General features: G+C 40.5%; 16 protein-coding genes and 1 pseudogene. 8 read left to right on the top strand and 9 right to left on the bottom strand.

The features are described 5' to 3' along the window. Positions 1-29: 29 nt before the first annotated feature. Positions 30-974 (bottom strand): homocysteine S-methyltransferase, encoded by a 945-nt coding sequence (gene mmuM, locus ACFO3P_RS08785; protein ID WP_042531574.1) that lies wholly within the window; start codon positions 972-974, stop codon positions 30-32. A gap of 169 nt (positions 975-1,143) precedes the next feature. On the opposite strand from mmuM, the gene gpmA reads away from it, so the two are divergent. Then, positions 1,144-1,839: a 2,3-diphosphoglycerate-dependent phosphoglycerate mutase gene (gene gpmA / locus ACFO3P_RS08790; RefSeq protein ID WP_289584732.1), complete on the top strand. Its 696-nt coding sequence runs from the start codon at positions 1,144-1,146 to the stop codon at positions 1,837-1,839. A gap of 519 nt (positions 1,840-2,358) precedes the next feature. Here the strand turns inward: gpmA and ACFO3P_RS08795 are convergent. Further along, positions 2,359-2,913, bottom strand: a pseudogene (locus ACFO3P_RS08795) (N-acetylmuramoyl-L-alanine amidase family protein); the annotation flags it as partial. 248 nt (positions 2,914-3,161) lie between these two features. Here ACFO3P_RS08795 and ACFO3P_RS08800 point away from each other — a divergent pair. The 4 genes from ACFO3P_RS08800 (at position 3,162) to ACFO3P_RS08815 (ending at position 6,645) form a co-directional block, all read left to right on the top strand. Next, positions 3,162-4,220 carry an ABC transporter substrate-binding protein gene (locus ACFO3P_RS08800; protein WP_193062772.1) on the top strand — a complete coding sequence of 353 codons (1,059 nt, stop codon included), beginning with the start codon at positions 3,162-3,164 and terminating at the stop codon, positions 4,218-4,220. 7 nt (positions 4,221-4,227) lie between these two features. Beyond that, positions 4,228-4,995, top strand: a complete 768-nt coding sequence (locus ACFO3P_RS08805; RefSeq protein ID WP_042531568.1) for an ABC transporter ATP-binding protein — start codon at positions 4,228-4,230, stop codon at positions 4,993-4,995. A gap of 6 nt (positions 4,996-5,001) precedes the next feature. Continuing rightward, the gene (locus ACFO3P_RS08810; RefSeq protein WP_042531566.1) at positions 5,002-5,820 is read left to right on the top strand and encodes an ABC transporter permease; all 819 of its coding nucleotides are present in this window, start codon (positions 5,002-5,004) and stop codon (positions 5,818-5,820) included. Positions 5,821-6,210: 390 nt separating this feature from the next. Then, a complete protein-coding gene (locus ACFO3P_RS08815; RefSeq protein ID WP_042531564.1) occupies positions 6,211-6,645 on the top strand; it encodes a PH domain-containing protein in 435 nt (144 codons plus the stop codon). 126 nt (positions 6,646-6,771) lie between these two features. Here ACFO3P_RS08815 and ACFO3P_RS08820 read toward each other — a convergent pair whose 3' ends face one another. The 6 genes from ACFO3P_RS08820 to ACFO3P_RS08845 form a co-directional block, all read right to left on the bottom strand. Further along, the gene (locus tag ACFO3P_RS08820) at positions 6,772-7,824 is read right to left on the bottom strand and encodes a 2,3-butanediol dehydrogenase (RefSeq protein ID WP_042531562.1); all 1,053 of its coding nucleotides are present in this window, start codon (positions 7,822-7,824) and stop codon (positions 6,772-6,774) included. Between the two features lie 348 nt (positions 7,825-8,172). After that, positions 8,173-9,012: a Cof-type HAD-IIB family hydrolase gene (locus tag ACFO3P_RS08825; RefSeq protein ID WP_042531560.1), complete on the bottom strand. Its 840-nt coding sequence runs from the start codon at positions 9,010-9,012 to the stop codon at positions 8,173-8,175. A gap of 306 nt (positions 9,013-9,318) precedes the next feature. After that, the gene (locus ACFO3P_RS08830; RefSeq protein ID WP_042531558.1) at positions 9,319-9,627 is read right to left on the bottom strand and encodes a PTS sugar transporter subunit IIB; all 309 of its coding nucleotides are present in this window, start codon (positions 9,625-9,627) and stop codon (positions 9,319-9,321) included. 1 nt (position 9,628) lies between these two features. Beyond that, positions 9,629-9,964: a PTS lactose/cellobiose transporter subunit IIA gene (locus tag ACFO3P_RS08835; RefSeq protein ID WP_042531556.1), complete on the bottom strand. Its 336-nt coding sequence runs from the start codon at positions 9,962-9,964 to the stop codon at positions 9,629-9,631. A 3-nt stretch (positions 9,965-9,967) separates the two neighbouring features. After that, a complete protein-coding gene (locus tag ACFO3P_RS08840) occupies positions 9,968-11,257 on the bottom strand; it encodes a PTS sugar transporter subunit IIC (RefSeq protein WP_084612899.1) in 1,290 nt (429 codons plus the stop codon). 11 nt (positions 11,258-11,268) lie between these two features. Then, positions 11,269-12,579: a 6-phospho-beta-glucosidase gene (locus ACFO3P_RS08845; protein WP_042531554.1), complete on the bottom strand. Its 1,311-nt coding sequence runs from the start codon at positions 12,577-12,579 to the stop codon at positions 11,269-11,271. Positions 12,580-12,902: 323 nt separating this feature from the next. Here ACFO3P_RS08845 and ACFO3P_RS08850 point away from each other — a divergent pair, with 323 nt between their 5' ends. Continuing rightward, entirely contained in the window at positions 12,903-13,625 is a 723-nt protein-coding gene (locus tag ACFO3P_RS08850) for a GntR family transcriptional regulator (RefSeq protein ID WP_042531552.1), read from the top strand. Positions 13,626-13,652: 27 nt separating this feature from the next. Then, a complete protein-coding gene (chbG, locus tag ACFO3P_RS08855) occupies positions 13,653-14,351 on the top strand; it encodes a chitin disaccharide deacetylase (RefSeq protein WP_042531551.1) in 699 nt (232 codons plus the stop codon). A gap of 127 nt (positions 14,352-14,478) precedes the next feature. Here chbG and ACFO3P_RS08860 read toward each other — a convergent pair whose 3' ends face one another. Continuing rightward, positions 14,479-15,519: a YdcF family protein gene (locus ACFO3P_RS08860; RefSeq protein ID WP_042531549.1), complete on the bottom strand. Its 1,041-nt coding sequence runs from the start codon at positions 15,517-15,519 to the stop codon at positions 14,479-14,481. A 160-nt stretch (positions 15,520-15,679) separates the two neighbouring features. Between ACFO3P_RS08860 and ACFO3P_RS08865 the strand changes: the two genes are divergently transcribed. Beyond that, positions 15,680-16,828: a CapA family protein gene (locus ACFO3P_RS08865; protein ID WP_289584731.1), complete on the top strand. Its 1,149-nt coding sequence runs from the start codon at positions 15,680-15,682 to the stop codon at positions 16,826-16,828. The last annotated feature ends 174 nt before the right edge of the window (positions 16,829-17,002 follow it).

Here is a 17,002-nt window from a genome sequence, read left to right on the forward strand (position 1 = left end):
TGCTTTTATGATGAAAAGAAGTCTGATTTCTACTGATTTCCCCTCAATATCTTATGGATACCTCTAATATCCTCTGGTCCTGTCCGGCAGCAGCCGCCGATAATTTTCGCTCCTTTTTTAGCCCAATCAGCAGCCGCGGCATCCATATGTACATCGTTATCTCCATTCCATGTTTTCGTTTCCGGATTATAATGTTCGCCAGAATTCGGATAGATGATAATAGGTTTTTGTGTACTGGCATGCAATGCTTGAACGGCATCACTAACAAATTCCGTGGTCACACAGTTTACCCCTACAGCTGCAATCTGGCTGCATGCGTTTAAAACTTCTGCACATTCTTTCAGAGACGTTCCTTCACTTATATGAACCGCATCTCTCAACGAAAACGTCATCCATGCAGAAATATCAGGAAATTCTTTCAGTACATCACAGATAACTCGAGCTTCCTGAAGTGATGGGATGGTTTCCACCGCTAATAAATCCGCTCCCGCTTCCACCAAAGCTTCTATACGCGGCTTGTGAAACTCATATAAAAACGAATCACTTACGCCGTAGTTCCCGATGTACTCTGACCCATCTGCAAGATAAGCACCGTATGGCCCGACAGAACCGGCTATCAATGGGTAGGGACGGAATGCTTCTTTTTTTTCCATCCAGTAATCTTCCCGCGCCTGTTGTGCTAATTCTACTGTTTTTTTCATAAGTGCTCTCGCATCCGCTTCACTTATTCCGCGCTTTTTAAAACCATCTATACTTGCCTGATAGCTTGCTGTGATTGCAATATCTGCCCCCGCCTCAAAATAAGCATAATGAACCTTTCTGATTTTTTCAGGCTCGTCCAGCAAAACACGAGCTGACCACAAGGGATCCTCTAAATCACAATCCAGCTTTTCTAATTCTGTTGCCAATGCACCGTCTAAAATTAATGTATCAAATTGATCCAGCAGCTGTTCAATTGGATTAACTTTTACCATTACCTGCAACCTCCATCTCTCTTTTATTTACTAGCTTATCGTATTCTCTCCTTTCTGCAAATTTTTCCTGTTTTTTTCAGAAATTTTTTAGAAGTTATTCCATCGCATAATGTGTAAATCCTTCCAAACAGTGGTATGTTATATGTAAAAGGATAGTGAGGGATTATATATGAAGCTTGTACTGATCAGACATGGACAAAGTGAATGGAATTTGGCCAATCTTTTCACTGGATGGACAGATGTGGATTTAACAGATCATGGAGCTGCAGATGCGAAGCATGCAGGTCAAGCATTGAAGCAGCATGGATTCCACTTTGATGTGGCCTATACATCCTATTTAAAAAGAGCCATTAAAACACTGAATTATGTTTTAGAGGAAACAGACAGCCTGTGGGTCCCCGTCCATAAATCCTGGAAGCTGAACGAAAGGCATTACGGCGCTTTACAAGGATTAAACAAGCAGAAAGTGGCAGAGAAATACGGAGCCGAGCAGGTGCATATCTGGCGCCGCAGCTTTGATACAGCTCCTCCGCTTTTAGAAAAAGAAGATGAACGTTATCCTGGACATGAGCAAAAATATAAAGAAATACCCGAAGATGAAATCCCTCTCGGTGAAAGTCTGGAAACTACCATCAAACGCGTTATCCCTTACTGGGAGGAAGTAATAAAACCATCTGTAAGAGCAGGGAAAAGTGTTATTATCGCTGCACACGGGAACAGTTTAAGAGGTTTAATGAAATACCTTGAAGATATCAGCGATGAGGATATTGTAAATGTTTCCATCCCTACCGGAGTTCCACTTGTTTATGAATTAGATGACAATTTAGAACCTGTTTCAAAATACTTTATAGATCAGGAAGAATAAAACTTCATTCAGCAGAGAATCAACGTCTCTGCTGAATGAAGTTTTATTTTATAATCTGCGTGCGCTCGTATCTGGTCCAATATAAATATTACGTCTTCCCCGGCCTGTTTGAATCGTCACGACATTTGGATACGGCTCTGCTAAAATCGTATAAGTCAAGCCTCCAAAAGCTGACGGTGTAAGGCTCCAATCACTGTTTTTCTTTACAGGAGTAACATTTAACGGATACGTTCGCCAGGTGGATGCAGATGCTGGCAAATGAACACGTTTGGCTGAGGAACCGGTAGAAGTATTACCAGAATTCCCTCCAGATCGGATGGCATTTAATAGCCGTGTATTCTGTGCAGCTGTTCCCGTATAATTTTGAATACCATAAGAGCCAGCCAGCCTGGCACGATTGGCAAAGCTGGAATCTGTTCCAACGGATTTCAAGTAATCTACAATGGAATTCGTTTTGCCTGCACCTGATGAAGCGCCTCCCTGGTTATTACTGGAGCCGCCGGAATTACCGGAAGACCCTGAGCTGCTTTTAGAGGATAATTGAAATATCCTCGCGATTCCTCTTGCATGTCCTAAAGCAATTTGCTCCAAAAATGCATCCGATTTCAATTTTGCTGCATCTGCCGCATGATCGATGAATCCATTTTCTGTTAAAACAGCTGACATTGCCGACTCGCGCAGTACATGAAAATTCGCTTGTTTTCTTCCTCGATTTTGAAAATTCACCTGCTTCATGACTTCTTCATGCATGATTTGCCGATATCTTCCGGTTACTCCTTGATTAGAAAGACTGGAGTGAATAAAGTCTTCGTACCCAGAACCTCCCCCGGCATTGATATGAATGGAAACAAAATAATCTGCGCCCCACTGGTTCGCATCATTGGTCCGTGCAGTCAATGAAACGGTTCGATCCGACGTACGGCTCATCCGAATTTGATGCCCCTGATAACGATTGTTCAAGATATTTCGTATTTTCAAAGCAATCGCCAGCGTGACATTTTTTTCTTGAAGTCCTTGCCCTACAGCTCCTGTATCACTTCCTCCATGTCCAGGATCCAAGTAAATCTTCGCCATATAGAATTCCTCCCTCCATTTAAGATATAGAAAAAAGAGCTTGCCCGTATGGACGTGCTCCTTACGTGATTTGCTGATTTTTATTACATGGCGATAAATAGAGGCATCTTCCTTCTGTAATTTTCCAAAAATTCGTATAGAATTAAGCACTTATTTGTGCTATTCTATTATCTATATATCAAGTATACATACGGTTTTTCAAAAATTCGGACAAGTGCTGGTACTTAATTATGAAGGGGGAAATATTAATGAGAAAGAAAAAAAGTCTGTTATGGATGGCACTCTTAGCATTGCTAGTTTTGCTTGCTGCCTGTGGAGATAATGCATCTGGTACAAATTCGGATGATGCACAGCAATCGGACTCAGAAGGATTAACTACTGTTGAACTCGGAATGCTAAAACTGACGAGCTCAGCACCACTATTTATTGGAATAGAGCACGGATTATTTGAAGAAGAAGGAATCGATCTTCAAGTAAATTGGTTCGATGCGGCACAGCCAATTGCTGTCGCCGTAACCGGCGGGGATATTGACGTCGGTGCAACGGGAATTACTGCAAGCCTATACAATATGGTTGCGGGCGGAGAGGAATTATTAATCGTAGCTGATAAAGGAAGAGAACAGGAAGGCTATTCCTCCACTGCATTATTAGTACATAATGATTCAGATATCGAATCTGTTGAGGAACTGAAAGGGAAACAAATTGGAATTACTCAAACCGGGTCGACTTACCACTACATGGCCGGGAGATTGCTTGAGGAACACGGTCTGACAACAGATGATGTGGAACTTGTTCCATTAAACAGCATTCCTGGATTAATGGAAACATTGGAAAGTGAACAAGTAGATGCTGTCCTTTTAAATGAACCGAACATTTCGCTTGTGCTGGAAGAAGGCTACGGGAAAGTGATTGAACAAATTGGCGATGCTTTTGACTATCAGACATCCGGAATCTTTTTCTCCAATGCCTTTGCAGAGGATGAGGAAACGGCAGTTAATTTCATGAAAGCTTATGCAAAAGCAACCCAATATTATTATGATGCTGTTCTTGTCAAAGAAGACGGGGAAATCGTTCCAGGGGAAAATTATGAGGAAGTCATTAATATTATTGCAGAATATACAGATCAAGAGCCGCAATTGATTGAAAGCGGGCTGCCTTATATGGATCGGGACGGCGTACTGCTCTCAGAAGATATCCAAACACAAATCGACTGGTACGCAAAGGAAAACTTAATAGATGCGAATGTCAATGCCGAAGATATCGTAAATACCGAGTTCCTTGAACAAGCTTTAAACGAATTGGAGTAGTGACCGTATGAAAATCGTCATTGAAAATGTTATAAAAAAATTTATCGATGCCAAAAAAAATGAAGTGACCGCATTGAACGATATCAATTTCTCCATCAATGAAGAGGAATTCGTCGTACTGGTCGGACCAAGCGGCTGTGGAAAATCGACGCTTTTGAATATTGTAGGCGGCTTATTGTCGCCTACTTCCGGTGATGTATACTTTGATGGAATCGAACAGGACCCAACACTTGGCATCGTGTTCCAGGAAAACGCCCTATTTCCTTGGCGAACCGTTTTTCAGAATGTTGTCTATGGACTGGAAGAACGGGGTGCAAGCAAAAAAGAGCAGAAGGAAATCGGTAATCACTACCTTGATATGGTCGGCTTAGCTGACTTTAGAGATGCCTATCCTAAACAGCTGTCCGGTGGGATGAAACAGCGGGCAGGAATCGCCCGGGCTCTTGCTGTAGAACCGGATTTACTCCTGATGGATGAACCATTTTCTGCGCTCGATGCTCAGACAAGGACATTAATGCAGGAAGAATTACTTACCATTTGGAATCGCACCCGTCTAAGCACGCTTTATGTAACGCATAACATCCAGGAGGCTGTCTATCTTGCCGACCGTGTTATTGTTTTATCCCGGCATCCCGGGCAAATAAAACAAATTATTCATATTGATCTGCCAAAGACAAAACGAAATAGCGAAGAGCATATACAGCAATTTAACCGCTATTCCGAAGAGATTTGGGAGCTCATCCGGCACGATGCCCAGAAAGCCTTGAAGGAGTGATTCGTTATGGAAAAATCAATAGAACAAACATCTCAAAAAACAAATCGAAAAGTCATTAAAAACCGTGTTGCTTATCTCGATAAACAAGTTCCTTTCTACACTCCTTTTGTAGGTATCCTTGGATTGCTCCTATTGTGGGAGCTGATTGCGCAGCTGGGATTTGTTTCCCCGCTCTTTCTTCCTGCCCCGTCAGTGATTATAACAACTGGGTGGGAAATGCTCACTAACGGGGAAATTATAAGTAACTTGAGCGCCAGTTTATACCGGATTCTAATGGGGTATGCGCTTGGTTCCGTTTTCGGTATTTTAGTTGGGTTAATTCTTGGTTTCTTTCGAACTGCTGATGCTATCGGAACGCCAATTGTCTATTCCATTTACCCGATTCCCAAAATTGCCTTACTGCCATTATTTATCCTGTGGCTTGGAATTGGCGAGCTATCCAAGGTAACCATTATTGCGCTTGGGGTCTTTTTCCCAGTTGTTATCAATACCTTTTCCGGGGTAAAGAATGTTGACCCGCTCTTGGTTAAAGCTGCTGTCACATTCGGTTCCAGCCGTTTCAATGTTATTCGCAAGGTGATCCTTCCCGGTGCATTGCCGATGATTTTTGCAGGACTCAAGCTTGCTGCCGGGACTTCCCTGCTTTTACTTGTATCTGCTGAAATGATTGCTGCTCAGGAGGGGCTTGGATCCATGGTTCTCCACTATGGAAACCTGATGATTATATCAAAACTGATGGTCGGCGTTTTGATTTTATCATTACTAGGATTGACCTTTAATAAAGTTCTTAAATGGCTGGAAGGTAAATTAATTCCGTGGCAATAAAAAAGTTTAAATAAAAAAAATGCAGATAAATCATGCTTCATAAACTGGCCCCTATAAAACAGATACGGTAAAAAAACAACCACTCTATTCTGTTTTATAGGGTTCTTTGCCATATATTTATTTTAGAAGATTGTACGCGGGAGTTGATTATATGGGGGCATTATTTTTCCGTTAACGATTCTAAACATCCCCTCGTCCAATTGGGGTGAATTCCATATCTAGTTTTTTTAGAAAACGGAAAACGCGAATGCTTTCAATGTACCCTTCACATGAGACAGCTTTACTAAAACAGGGAGGAAACTTTGCACTATCCTTTCTTATAGCACAAAAAATAAAAATGAAACTTACCATCCTGACAAACGTAGATGTAGTAGGAAGGGGGAACCTTATATGGTATTTCCGTCAAAAAAAGATTGGTGGATGAGAATTGTTATCTGGGGAGCGGCTCTGCTTCTTATTATACCGCCTGTTTTCTTCCCAAACTTCGGTGTTTGGATGACTCCTGCATTTTTAGATAAGCAATGGATAAAAGTAATCATCTTGGGCTTTACTGGCATTCTTTTATTATGGATTTGGTTCAAAACCAATTACACGGTTGAAGAAAAAACACTTAAAATAACTTGCGGACCTTTTAAGAAAAAAGTAAAAATAGATGATATCCGCAGCATTCGGCAAACGAAAGATCCATTTACTGCTCCAGCTCTATCTATGGACAAACTTGAAATTAATTACGATTCATTTAAGGTTATTGCCATTTCTCCCAAAGATAAGCAGACATTAATCCATCATTTATTAAAACAAAACCCCAATATAGAAATAAAGTGAGCCTTTAAACAACCAGGTTCTTATAAAAAACCTCTGCTTTGGCGGTTCCGGATGGCTGAACAGCGATAACAGATGAAAAGCAAAAGTCCACAGACATGCCTGTGGACCTTTCAATTATAAATCCTCTTATTTTGCACTGACCAGAATTTTAGATTGACTTTTATCGTTAAGAAGTAAGTCAAATCCTTCTTCTACGATATTATCTAATTTAATTTTATTCGTCACTACTTTTTCAGCAGGGATTTGTCCGCTGGCAATTAAATTAATCACACGATCGTAGATATTGGAATATGCCAGGGAAAATTTAATGTTAGCTTCTTTAATTGTTGATGCAAAGGCATTGATTTCCGGATTTTTCCCAAAAATCGCTAACACACAAACGGTACCTGTACGTTTAATAGCTTCCAGACATGTATCAAATGTCGGCTGAACGCCTGCACATTCTAATGCCACGTCAACACCATCACCATTCGTATCTTCCATAATTGTGCCAATCACATCATCTTCCGCTGGATTTAATGTTTTTACAAACCCAAAGGTCTCCGCTAGTGCTAAACGTTCTTTCGAAACATCACTGACAAATACTTTACTCGCACCTGCTGCACGAGCTGACAAAACCGTTAATAGGCCAATTGGTCCTGCACCAGTAACCAGTACCGCATCCCCTGCTTTCACACCTGCCATCTCAACCCCATGATAGGTTACTGCAGTCGGCTCTACAAGCGCTGCCTGCTCCAATGTCATATGATCCGGGATTTGATGACAATATTGTTCTTCCATGACACAGTATTCTGCGAACCCGCCATCATCAGCAAGGCCGATAAATGCGGCATTACTATTTCTGCAAAGGTGGTAATTTCCTTCCCGGCATTCCTTGCATTCTCCGCAGCGAAGGTTTGGCTCGATACAAACGCGGTCGCCAGGCTTGAACGAGGTAACACTGCTGCCTACCTCTGTCACCGTTCCGCTAAACTCATGACCCAATGTCAGCGGAGCTTGTCTTTTTGATATTGGATGCTCTTCTGTCGGAATACCAACAAAATGAGAATAAGCATGTAAGTCTGAACCACAGATACCAGTCCATGCTACTTCTACTTTCACATCTTTTGCCCCGACTTCTTTTACTTCGACATCCTCTACACGGACATCTTTTTCGGCATAAATTCTTGCTGCCTTCATAGAAACTCTCTCCCATTCTATAATTTTTCTTATAAAAGGCAGAGTTTGCTTTCACTAAATGAAATACACACCTAGTTAAATACACCTATTTTTTTCAGCAAACACACTCTGTCTACCAATCTATTATACCATATGCCCAGTAAGAATTAACTGCAAACGCTCATGCGACCATAAAACGAAACTTCATTCAGCGGGAATTTTACGGGCGGTTCTCCGTGATAAATTATAAAATCACCCGAAAAAGACAAAATAAATGGTTGAAATTATGAAATAAGTCAGCATCCCCAGCAAAAATACCAAAATATATTTTACCGCTTTTCTCATCACCGCTCACCATCCTGTCCGGAGTCATTCGTCTATTAACTTTTCCAGCACAACCGCAATGCCATCCTCTTCATTCGTTAAAGTAATTTCATCTGCTGCACGTTTCAGTTCATCCTTTGCATTCCCCATGGCGATACTTCTGCCAGCGTACTGCAGCATCGTATAATCATTTTGTCCATCACCGAATGCGATAGTATCTTTTGCCGCAACCCCTAAGGAAGAAAGTGACTGCTCAATCGCGTTGGCTTTATCAATATCCTTGTCCGTGAATTCAAAATAAAATGGAGCAGAAAATGCTGCTGTTACTTCGCCTTGAAACGGCTCTTGCATTTGCTGGTAATGGGCTTGCAGGTAATCCTGCTCTCCTGCTACTAAAATTTTATGTACTGGAAAATCCACAAAATCAGCTAGATCATCCACCTCGCATAATTTCAGTCCAGCCCCTCTGGCTTCATATCTAATAATATTGATTGCTTCTCCTTCATAATGAATCACATTGTCATACACATCTTCTACATACAGATAATCGTCCCGGTCAATCATTGTTTTAACTGTAAATTTCCGCAGATGCTCTAAAACAGCTTTTGTGTATTTGACAGGCAATGGCTGGCTGAATAATTCTTTCCCTGTTTCACATTCAACTACTCTTGCTCCATTATAAGATACTATCAACCCCTGATAAGCACTCATTTCTAATTCATTTGCAACATCCTCCATCCCTTTTGATGGTCTGCCGGATGCTAAAACAAGCTGTATCCCTTGTCTCTGCGCTGCCATTAATACTTTCTTTGTTCTTGGCGAAATTACTTTTTCATTTGTCAGTAAGGTCCCGTCTAAATCTAATAATATGGCTTTTGGCTTCATGATCTGTCTCCTCAGTTCTGCTTTTTTATTTTCAAATTATGTTTCAACCTTTCCCGATGTAGGCAACGTTATTCAGGTATCTCCTTCTATCTTTTCCAATACATAGCTATTGTTCCATTATATTTTAAAATAAGCTGTTCATCTATGTTTTAATGTGACAAAAGTACCTTCCCCTTTTTTAGCTGCTTCTTTATCATAGAACGTAATCGTTTATAGCGGAAGGGTAATGTACTGGTACGCTGAAAATATCTTCAAACACAAAAACTCGTACCTGCAAAGACGCAGATACGAGTTTTTATATCTATTCTAGTTTTCTCCATTTAATTCAATGGCCTGCTTCAGAACTTTATCCCCCTGCATCATTCCGTATGCCATCTGATCAATGACAGCTACCTTAACACCTTGAGGTTCTACCTTTTCTTTGATTTTCCCCTCTAGATAGCGAACTTGGGGCCCGATAAGAACAACATCTAACTGATCTAAATGATTCTTCAGCTGCGATTCTGCAACCGCTTCAATATCAGCAGCTACATTCTGTGCTTCTGCTGCTTCCTTCATTTTCTTTACAAGCATCGACGTAGACATCCCCGCTGAACAAACTAAACGTATTTTCATATTATTTCTCCTCCAGACGAATTATTTTTTGATGCATATCTATCATTTCAACGGCTAAATCCTTCACCGTTAATGCGTTCATTAAATGGTCCTGCGCATGAATCAGGATTACGGAAAGCGGAGTTGCTTTCCCATTCGCCTCGTCATGCAACAGGCTTGTCTGCATATAATGCGCCTCTGCAAATGCCTCATCCGCTGCATCCATTTTTTTAGCCGCTTCTTCAAATTCCCCTTTTTTAGCTAGCAATAACGCCTCCATTGCATCGGATTTGGCATTCCCTGCATGTAAAATAATTTGAAAGGAAAGCATTTGCACTTCTTCTTTTGTCATTGTCATGTTTTATTGACCTCCCATTTTCTCTTTCATCGCACGTACGCCTGCCATAATGAACGGGATATAGATAACCACCGCAACAGTCAGGTTAATAAGCTGAAGAATAATTCCTCTGGCGCTGCCGCCCGTTACCAGATATCCGCTTAGAATCGGTGGAGTCGTCCACGGCAGAATAGCCACTGTTTTTGGTACCAGTCCTGTGGATAACGCGATATAAGAAATAACGGTTAATGTAACTGGTACAAGAATGAACGGAATCAAGAAAATTGGGTTTAAAACGATCGGCAGCCCAAAAATCACCGGTTCATTGATATTAAACAACCCTGCTGGAGCAGATACCTTGGCGACCTCCCGATATGGATGGTTCTTTTCTCTTCTTATCACAATAAAGATAGCTATCAAGAGCGCAATCGTTGTACCTGAACCTCCCATGAAGACAAAAGAATCTAAAAATGGCTTGGTCACAACATTCGGTACATCAAACGCAGACATCCCCTGCTGGAAAAGGCTTGCATTTTGCTCAATCAACGGCAGATAAACCGGCTCAATAACCGATCCAATAATATTGGTACCGTGTAAACCAAAGAACCAAAGCAAATGATTTAAGAACGAAACAACCAGTGCTGCAGGTAATGTATTTCCCAGACCTTGCAGCGGTTCTTGTATTGCATTAAAGATAACCTCAAACATGCTGATTCCTACGAATACACTGATAAGTGCCTGGAATAAACCGACTAATGCAAGAATAATCATTGCTGGAATCAATGCAGCAAAGGAACGGGTTACCCCTTCCGGAACGCCATCCGGCATTTTGATTGTAATATTCGCCTTCACCAGAAGACGGAATAACTCGGTTATCAGCAGCGCAATAATAATGGCTACAAATAATCCTTGCGCACCCAGCCAGGCAAAATTCAATCCCCAATCTGCTGTTTCTGGTACTAAGATAATATAGGAAGCAATAGAGATTAAACCTACCGATAATCCATCTATTTCATAAGACTTAGCTAAATTATAAGCGATTGTAAAGGAAATGAGTAGTCCAATTACGGCAAATGTTCCATTCCAAACACTTCCACCCAGCGTCTGCCAGTTCCCTTCCCCAAAAATATTATTTAAAATCTTCACCATATCAAAGCTTCCAAAGGCAGGGAAATTATTAATCAATACGGCTAACGAACCGATAATAATTAAAGGCATAATCGCTACAAAACCATCACGAACAGCAACTAAATGACGTTGTGAGCCGATGCGGCCGGCAATTTCAATAAATTTTTGCATAAATGTATTATTCATTTTTCTTCCCCCTAGCGTTTAAATTGTGGCAAGTAATCTTCATGTGCTTCCAACAGTTCATCTAAAACCACTTTTGCTTTTTTCTCATCTTGAATTAACGGATTTACCAGAAAGGCATTGTAGGCGTCCTTGTAATCTCCTGACATACTCGCCTTGATTACCAGCTCTTCCATTGCTTTCATATTTTGAATCATCCCCCGCATCGGTGCAGGAATTTCCCCAATCGCAATCGGCTTCGGACCATTCTTTGTAATCACGCAATTTGCTTCAATCACTGCGTCATAAGGTAAATCAGGAATCGTGCCATGATTCCACGTATTTACCGTTTGGATATCTTCTTTGTTATTATAAATAGAATCCATTAAACTGCAGGCAACTTGACTGTAAAATGCACCACCGCGCTGTTCCAGCTCTTTTGGCTTCTCTCGGAGACTTTCTTGTTTATATAGATCAAACAGAGATTCTTCTAACGCTTGAACAACTTCCGCACGTGTCCCATTCTCTTCATAAGCTTTTAGATCTTTTTCCAATACTTTTTCTGATTGAAAGTAATACTGATGGTATGGATTCGGCAACAGTCTGGCAGATTGAATAAATGTTTCTGACCAATCTAATGGCATAATATTTGCCGGACTGTAATCAAACTCTTTTGAAAGCAGCTTTTGGAATACATCCTCTGTCCGATCCTCTCCGCTGACATAGACCTTGTCTCCAAACACAAAATGATTCAGCCCGATAAATTGAATCCATACATCCTCAGGAGGGACCTGTAATAGTTCAGCCGTAGAATGTCGCATATTAAATGGAATATTACAGACACCAATAACCTTTTTATGTGCCGAATGATTCAGCAGCGCTTCCGTAACGATACCTGCCGGATTGGTAAAATTAATCATCCACGCATCTGGACAAAGCTCCTGGACTTCTTTAGCTACTTCCATTAATACTGGAATCGTTCGAAACGCTTTCATTATTCCACCAGCACCGTTTGTTTCTTGCCCAATCATTCCATGCTTCAACGGAATTCGCTCGTCTTGGGCTCTTGCTGCTAATCCGCCAACCCGAATCTGTGTCGAGACAAAATCTGCTCCTTTTAAAGCACTTCTCCGGTCCAGCGTCCAAGTTAACTCAATAGCTGCACCCGCCTCTTCTATCATCCTGTTTCCTAATTGACAAATTGTAGCTACCTTTTCTTTCCCGGCTTCCACATCCACCAGAACAATTTCTGAAACAGGAAGTGTCGGCTGCCGCTCGATAAGTCCTTCTAAAATTTCTGGCGTATAACTGGAACCTCCACCGATAATTACTACTTTTAAAGACATAATCGACTTCTCCTTTAATTCTATTTTGTAATCGCTTTAATTGTTTTATCTGTATTACCTGTTTTAAATGTATCATACAAATTTTTATTTGTCTATATAAAATAAAATATAATTGTTGTAACAATTGTGTTTTTATCAATTATCTAGTAAACTATCTTTATAGTAGAAACTTTCATAAGAATTTAGATACTGATTTCTTAAAGAATGCTATGGATAAAATCACTTTTTCGTGTCTTTAGTCCTATTCATTGCTTTATCCCTTGTACTTTTACACTTAAAAGGGTATGATTTTTTAAAAGTGTCGCTAAAGGAGTACGGAATCTATGGAAAGAAACCAATCGCTACACACTTATATCAAAGAAGAATTGTTACATCGTATTAAGACAAATCAATATCAGCCCGGCGAGAAAATCCCTCCCGAACTGGAATTATGTAAGAGCTTTAATGTCAGTCGTACCACGGTTCGTACCGCTTTAAATCAGCTTACATTAGAAGGATATTTAGTTCGTCAGCAAGGACGGGGCACGTTTGTTGCAGATAAGAAAGTAAAACAGGCTTTATCCCAGACAGTCAGAAGATATAGTGACCAATTAGCCGACCAGGGGAAACATCCGGAAATTGAAGTATCAGATATTTCTGTCGTTGCTGCAAATGAATTATTATCTGATCAGCTAAATGTGAATCTCCAGGATCCTATTCAACGTATTGAGCGTGTCCGTAAAGCGAATGGAGAGCCTACACAGTATGAAGTAGCTTATGTCCCCTGGTCTGTTGCTCCGGGGATTACTGCAGAACATGCCGGCCATTCTCTATATAAATCATTAAATGAATTTTTTGATGTGTGGATTGCGAAAACCTCAGAAAATATCGAAATAGCTTTTGCAGATGAGCAAATTTGCAAATTTTTGGAGTGTGAGCAAGGTCTGCCCTGCTTTTACATTGAAACACTGGCGGAAGATAAAGACGGAAATAAAGTTGAGTTTTCCAGATCTTTTTTTCGGGGAGATAAAACAAACTTCTCGATTGAACGTACTTATTCGAAGTAATTAAAAAATCTATCAGGAGTGGTTTTCATGCGAATAGAAATCAATGCAGACGATTTCGGATTGACAAAAGGAGTGACAGATGGAATCATCCAGGCGCATCAAGACGGCTGCGTAACATCAACAACCTTAATGATGAATGGACTTGCAACCGATTACGCTGTCGAAAAGGCGCTGGAAAATCCCGATTTAAAGGTTGGCATTCATCTTGTATTAACTTGGGGAAAACCGCTTCATTCATCTGTGCCAAACCTCGTTAAATCCGATGGCACCTTTCGATTCACCAGCGGCTATCGCGATATGGAAGCTCCGAATATTTCAGAAGTCGAATTGGAATGGCGCGCACAGCTGGATGCTTATTTAACAACAGGTTTGCCACTTGATCATATCGACAGCCATCATCACGTTCATGGCTGGCCTCCTTTAAAAAATCTAGTCATCCAGCTTGCCAAAGAATACGATGTTCCTGTGCGTTATGTTGATTCCATAGCGGATCATCCGGAAATATGCTGGACAGATACGCTGTGGACTGGTTTTTATAAAGAAGGAATCACTGATGATTTATTTGATGTTCTTCACGAAGAAAATGGAACATCAATTGAAGTAATGACCCATCCCGGGCAAGTGGATGACGATTTAAGGAAAGTCAGCTCGTACACGGATGACCGCGAGAAGGAAATAGAAATTCTCAGCAGGATAAAAGTTCCTGATTGGGCAGAGAAAAAATAAAGCGTCCCCCCATTCATGAGGGGTTTCACGGCCAATTCTCTTTGATAAAAAAAGAAATCCAAACATCTCAAATTCTGTAGAAAGAATGTTGATAACGTTTGGATTTCTTTTTTTATGAAGTATGTTCTCAGGTAAAAAAATAGCTGATAATGGATAAAAGCAACGCAAAGCCCATAATACAGCTGACTGCCATAAAATGACGGCGGCGTCCCATGACAACAACAGCAATATATTCCCTGACCATGGCATTTGGCCAATAATAAAATGCTGTTTTTGAACCAATCCCCTGGCTGTCCAATCCAGCTTTTCGTGCATAAATCCCAGCACGGAATAAATGAAAATTATTCGTTGCGAAAATACTCTGGTACGTTCCTTCTCCACTCAAGTTATCCATGATTCTTTTGGAAAACCTCATATTTTCATACGTGCTGACTGATTTGTCTTCTTGAATCGTATCTTCCACTGGTATTCCTTTTTCTACAGCATAGTTTTGCATGGCTTCGGCTTCTGGAAGTCCTTCATCCGGGCCCTGTCCCCCGGAAAAGATAATTTTCGGCGGAACCGTAACTTTTTTCTGCTGATGATAAAATTCAATCGCTTTATCAATTCTGCTGGCCAACAATGGAGACACCCGGTCATTAATCAAGCCGCTTCCTAACACAATGATAAAATCTTGGTTTCGTTTTGGACGGCTCCATTGATTCAGTCCATAAGCTGTTAAAAAGTTAAACATATGCAAGAAAACATAGATAACAACCAAGCTGGCTCCTCCAAATAACGGATGCAAATACTCCGGGAAAAACTGTGTCGGATTGACCATATTGAAAATAATCAATGTAAGTATGCCTATGGCCATGATCAATGTTAAGGAGTTCCTGAATCGTTTCCCCTCCTTCTCCATTAACACTTTGGCATTGTAAAATAACCCGGCTATTAATGCGAGCACGCCAAACGGAATCATCAAAATCAAAAGTAAAGCAGGAAAAACCAGCACGATATACTGATAAGGCCCATCGATGTAAATATAAAAGAATGCGCAAAAGAAAAAGAAAGTGATTAAAAACCCATTAAACAAAAACCCGTTAATCAACTTACGCGGGTCCCGAAGATAACTGATTAGAAATAGAATTAAAAATAATAGCGGTATGGAAGCAATAAAATATATCAAATACACGCACCTCTTTCCATCTGTTCTCATTGACCTTTCTACTATCTAAGAAGAAGGAAGTTCTTTCATTATAATCTTTTCTATAAATGAAAGCATTATTTGTTTCAAAATAATTATGTGGTAGAATGTATCTAATTAACAGCTAAAGGCGGAGACTTCTATGCATAAACTAACCTACTTTTTCATCGCCCTTTTTCTTTTAACAGCATGTACACCCGCTACTGATTCGAATATAAGCAGCCCCCACTCTCATAGAAACATCTCACTGAGCGAGAAGGAAACGGATTGGATTCATTCACAAATTACAGTTTCCGCTATTGGAGATATTTTAATCCATGACCGTGTATACGACGATGCCTGGGATGGGAAAAAATATAATTTTAAACCGATGCTTGCTGAAACTGCCGATTATTTAAGAGAACCGGAAATCACTGTTGCCAATCAAGAAACCATTATGGGCGGGGAATCTATCGGCTTATCAGGGTATCCTAATTTCAATAGTCCAGTCGAAATTGGAGATGCTTTACAGGATGCTGGCGTCGATATCGTCACCATGGCCAATAATCATACATTAGACAGCGGCGAAGAAGCGATACAAAACGCCATTGCCTATTATCAAGAAATAGGAATGCTTTACACGGGAAGCTTCCAAAGTAAAAAGGATCAGTCTGAAATCAGAGTAATAGAAACAGATCAGAACATTTCAGTTGCTTTTCTAAGTTATACATATGGAACGAACGGCATGCCTATCCCAGAGGGAAAACCTTATCTCGTTAATTTGATCCAACGGGAGCAGATCAAACAAGAAGTTGAAAAAGCAAACGAGCTGGCAGATGCAACAATTATCAGTCTGCATTTTGGCGAAGAGGAAGCGCGAATGCCTAATCAGGAACAAAAGGATTTAGCACAGTATACTGCGGATCTTGGCGTGGATGTCGTGATTGGTCATCATCCGCATGTTCTTCAGCCGATAGAATGGCTGGAAGGAAAAGAAGGAAACCAGACATTGGTAGCTTATTCTTTAGGAAACTTCCTTTCCGGTCAATATCAGTTTTACAATCGTATTGGCGGAATTTTTGAATTTGATTTGGTGAAGAAGGCAGATGAAGTACACGTCGAGGCTCCCCGCTTCCTGCCGACCTTTGTGGAGTTTGAAGAAGATGGTGGTACCATGAAAGATATACAAGTTGTTCCATTAGAACAAACAGCGAAGGAGCAGATAGAGAATCTTGATGACGTTTATTCTGAAATGCAAGCCCATATGACGCAGTGGATGCCTGAATTGGATTGGATGAATTTGTCTAAATAGCAATAAGGGTTATTAAAAATAATGGCGGCTAGAATGTTTAACTCTGTCACATCCACTGAGTAAATTAACTAAAGACAGCGATAAAAGTGACCAACTCATGAAAACGCTTGAATCTCTGTTGACTTCATGATGTAGTCGTGATAGATTATATGTGTTAATTAAAAATAATTTATA

Origin of the sequence: Oceanobacillus aidingensis (genome assembly GCF_042654105.1) — a bacterium.
GTDB lineage: Bacteria > Bacillota > Bacilli > Bacillales > Amphibacillaceae > Oceanobacillus > Oceanobacillus oncorhynchi.

What these genes read in the sequence shown, in the direction of transcription:
- mmuM (WP_042531574.1), bottom strand. Translation starts at nt 974, where the DNA reads ATGGTAAAAGTTAATCCAATTGAACAGCTGCTGGATCAATTTGATACA.
- gpmA (WP_289584732.1), top strand. Translation starts at nt 1,144, where the DNA reads ATGAAGCTTGTACTGATCAGACATGGACAAAGTGAATGGAATTTGGCC.
- ACFO3P_RS08800 (WP_193062772.1), top strand. Translation starts at nt 3,162, where the DNA reads ATGAGAAAGAAAAAAAGTCTGTTATGGATGGCACTCTTAGCATTGCTA.
- ACFO3P_RS08805 (WP_042531568.1), top strand. Translation starts at nt 4,228, where the DNA reads ATGAAAATCGTCATTGAAAATGTTATAAAAAAATTTATCGATGCCAAA.
- ACFO3P_RS08810 (WP_042531566.1), top strand. Translation starts at nt 5,002, where the DNA reads ATGGAAAAATCAATAGAACAAACATCTCAAAAAACAAATCGAAAAGTC.
- ACFO3P_RS08815 (WP_042531564.1), top strand. Translation starts at nt 6,211, where the DNA reads ATGGTATTTCCGTCAAAAAAAGATTGGTGGATGAGAATTGTTATCTGG.
- ACFO3P_RS08820 (WP_042531562.1), bottom strand. Translation starts at nt 7,824, where the DNA reads ATGAAGGCAGCAAGAATTTATGCCGAAAAAGATGTCCGTGTAGAGGAT.
- ACFO3P_RS08825 (WP_042531560.1), bottom strand. Translation starts at nt 9,012, where the DNA reads ATGAAGCCAAAAGCCATATTATTAGATTTAGACGGGACCTTACTGACA.
- ACFO3P_RS08830 (WP_042531558.1), bottom strand. Translation starts at nt 9,627, where the DNA reads ATGAAAATACGTTTAGTTTGTTCAGCGGGGATGTCTACGTCGATGCTT.
- ACFO3P_RS08835 (WP_042531556.1), bottom strand. Translation starts at nt 9,964, where the DNA reads ATGACAATGACAAAAGAAGAAGTGCAAATGCTTTCCTTTCAAATTATT.
- ACFO3P_RS08840 (WP_084612899.1), bottom strand. Translation starts at nt 11,257, where the DNA reads ATGAATAATACATTTATGCAAAAATTTATTGAAATTGCCGGCCGCATC.
- ACFO3P_RS08845 (WP_042531554.1), bottom strand. Translation starts at nt 12,579, where the DNA reads ATGTCTTTAAAAGTAGTAATTATCGGTGGAGGTTCCAGTTATACGCCA.
- ACFO3P_RS08850 (WP_042531552.1), top strand. Translation starts at nt 12,903, where the DNA reads ATGGAAAGAAACCAATCGCTACACACTTATATCAAAGAAGAATTGTTA.
- chbG (WP_042531551.1), top strand. Translation starts at nt 13,653, where the DNA reads ATGCGAATAGAAATCAATGCAGACGATTTCGGATTGACAAAAGGAGTG.
- ACFO3P_RS08865 (WP_289584731.1), top strand. Translation starts at nt 15,680, where the DNA reads ATGCATAAACTAACCTACTTTTTCATCGCCCTTTTTCTTTTAACAGCA.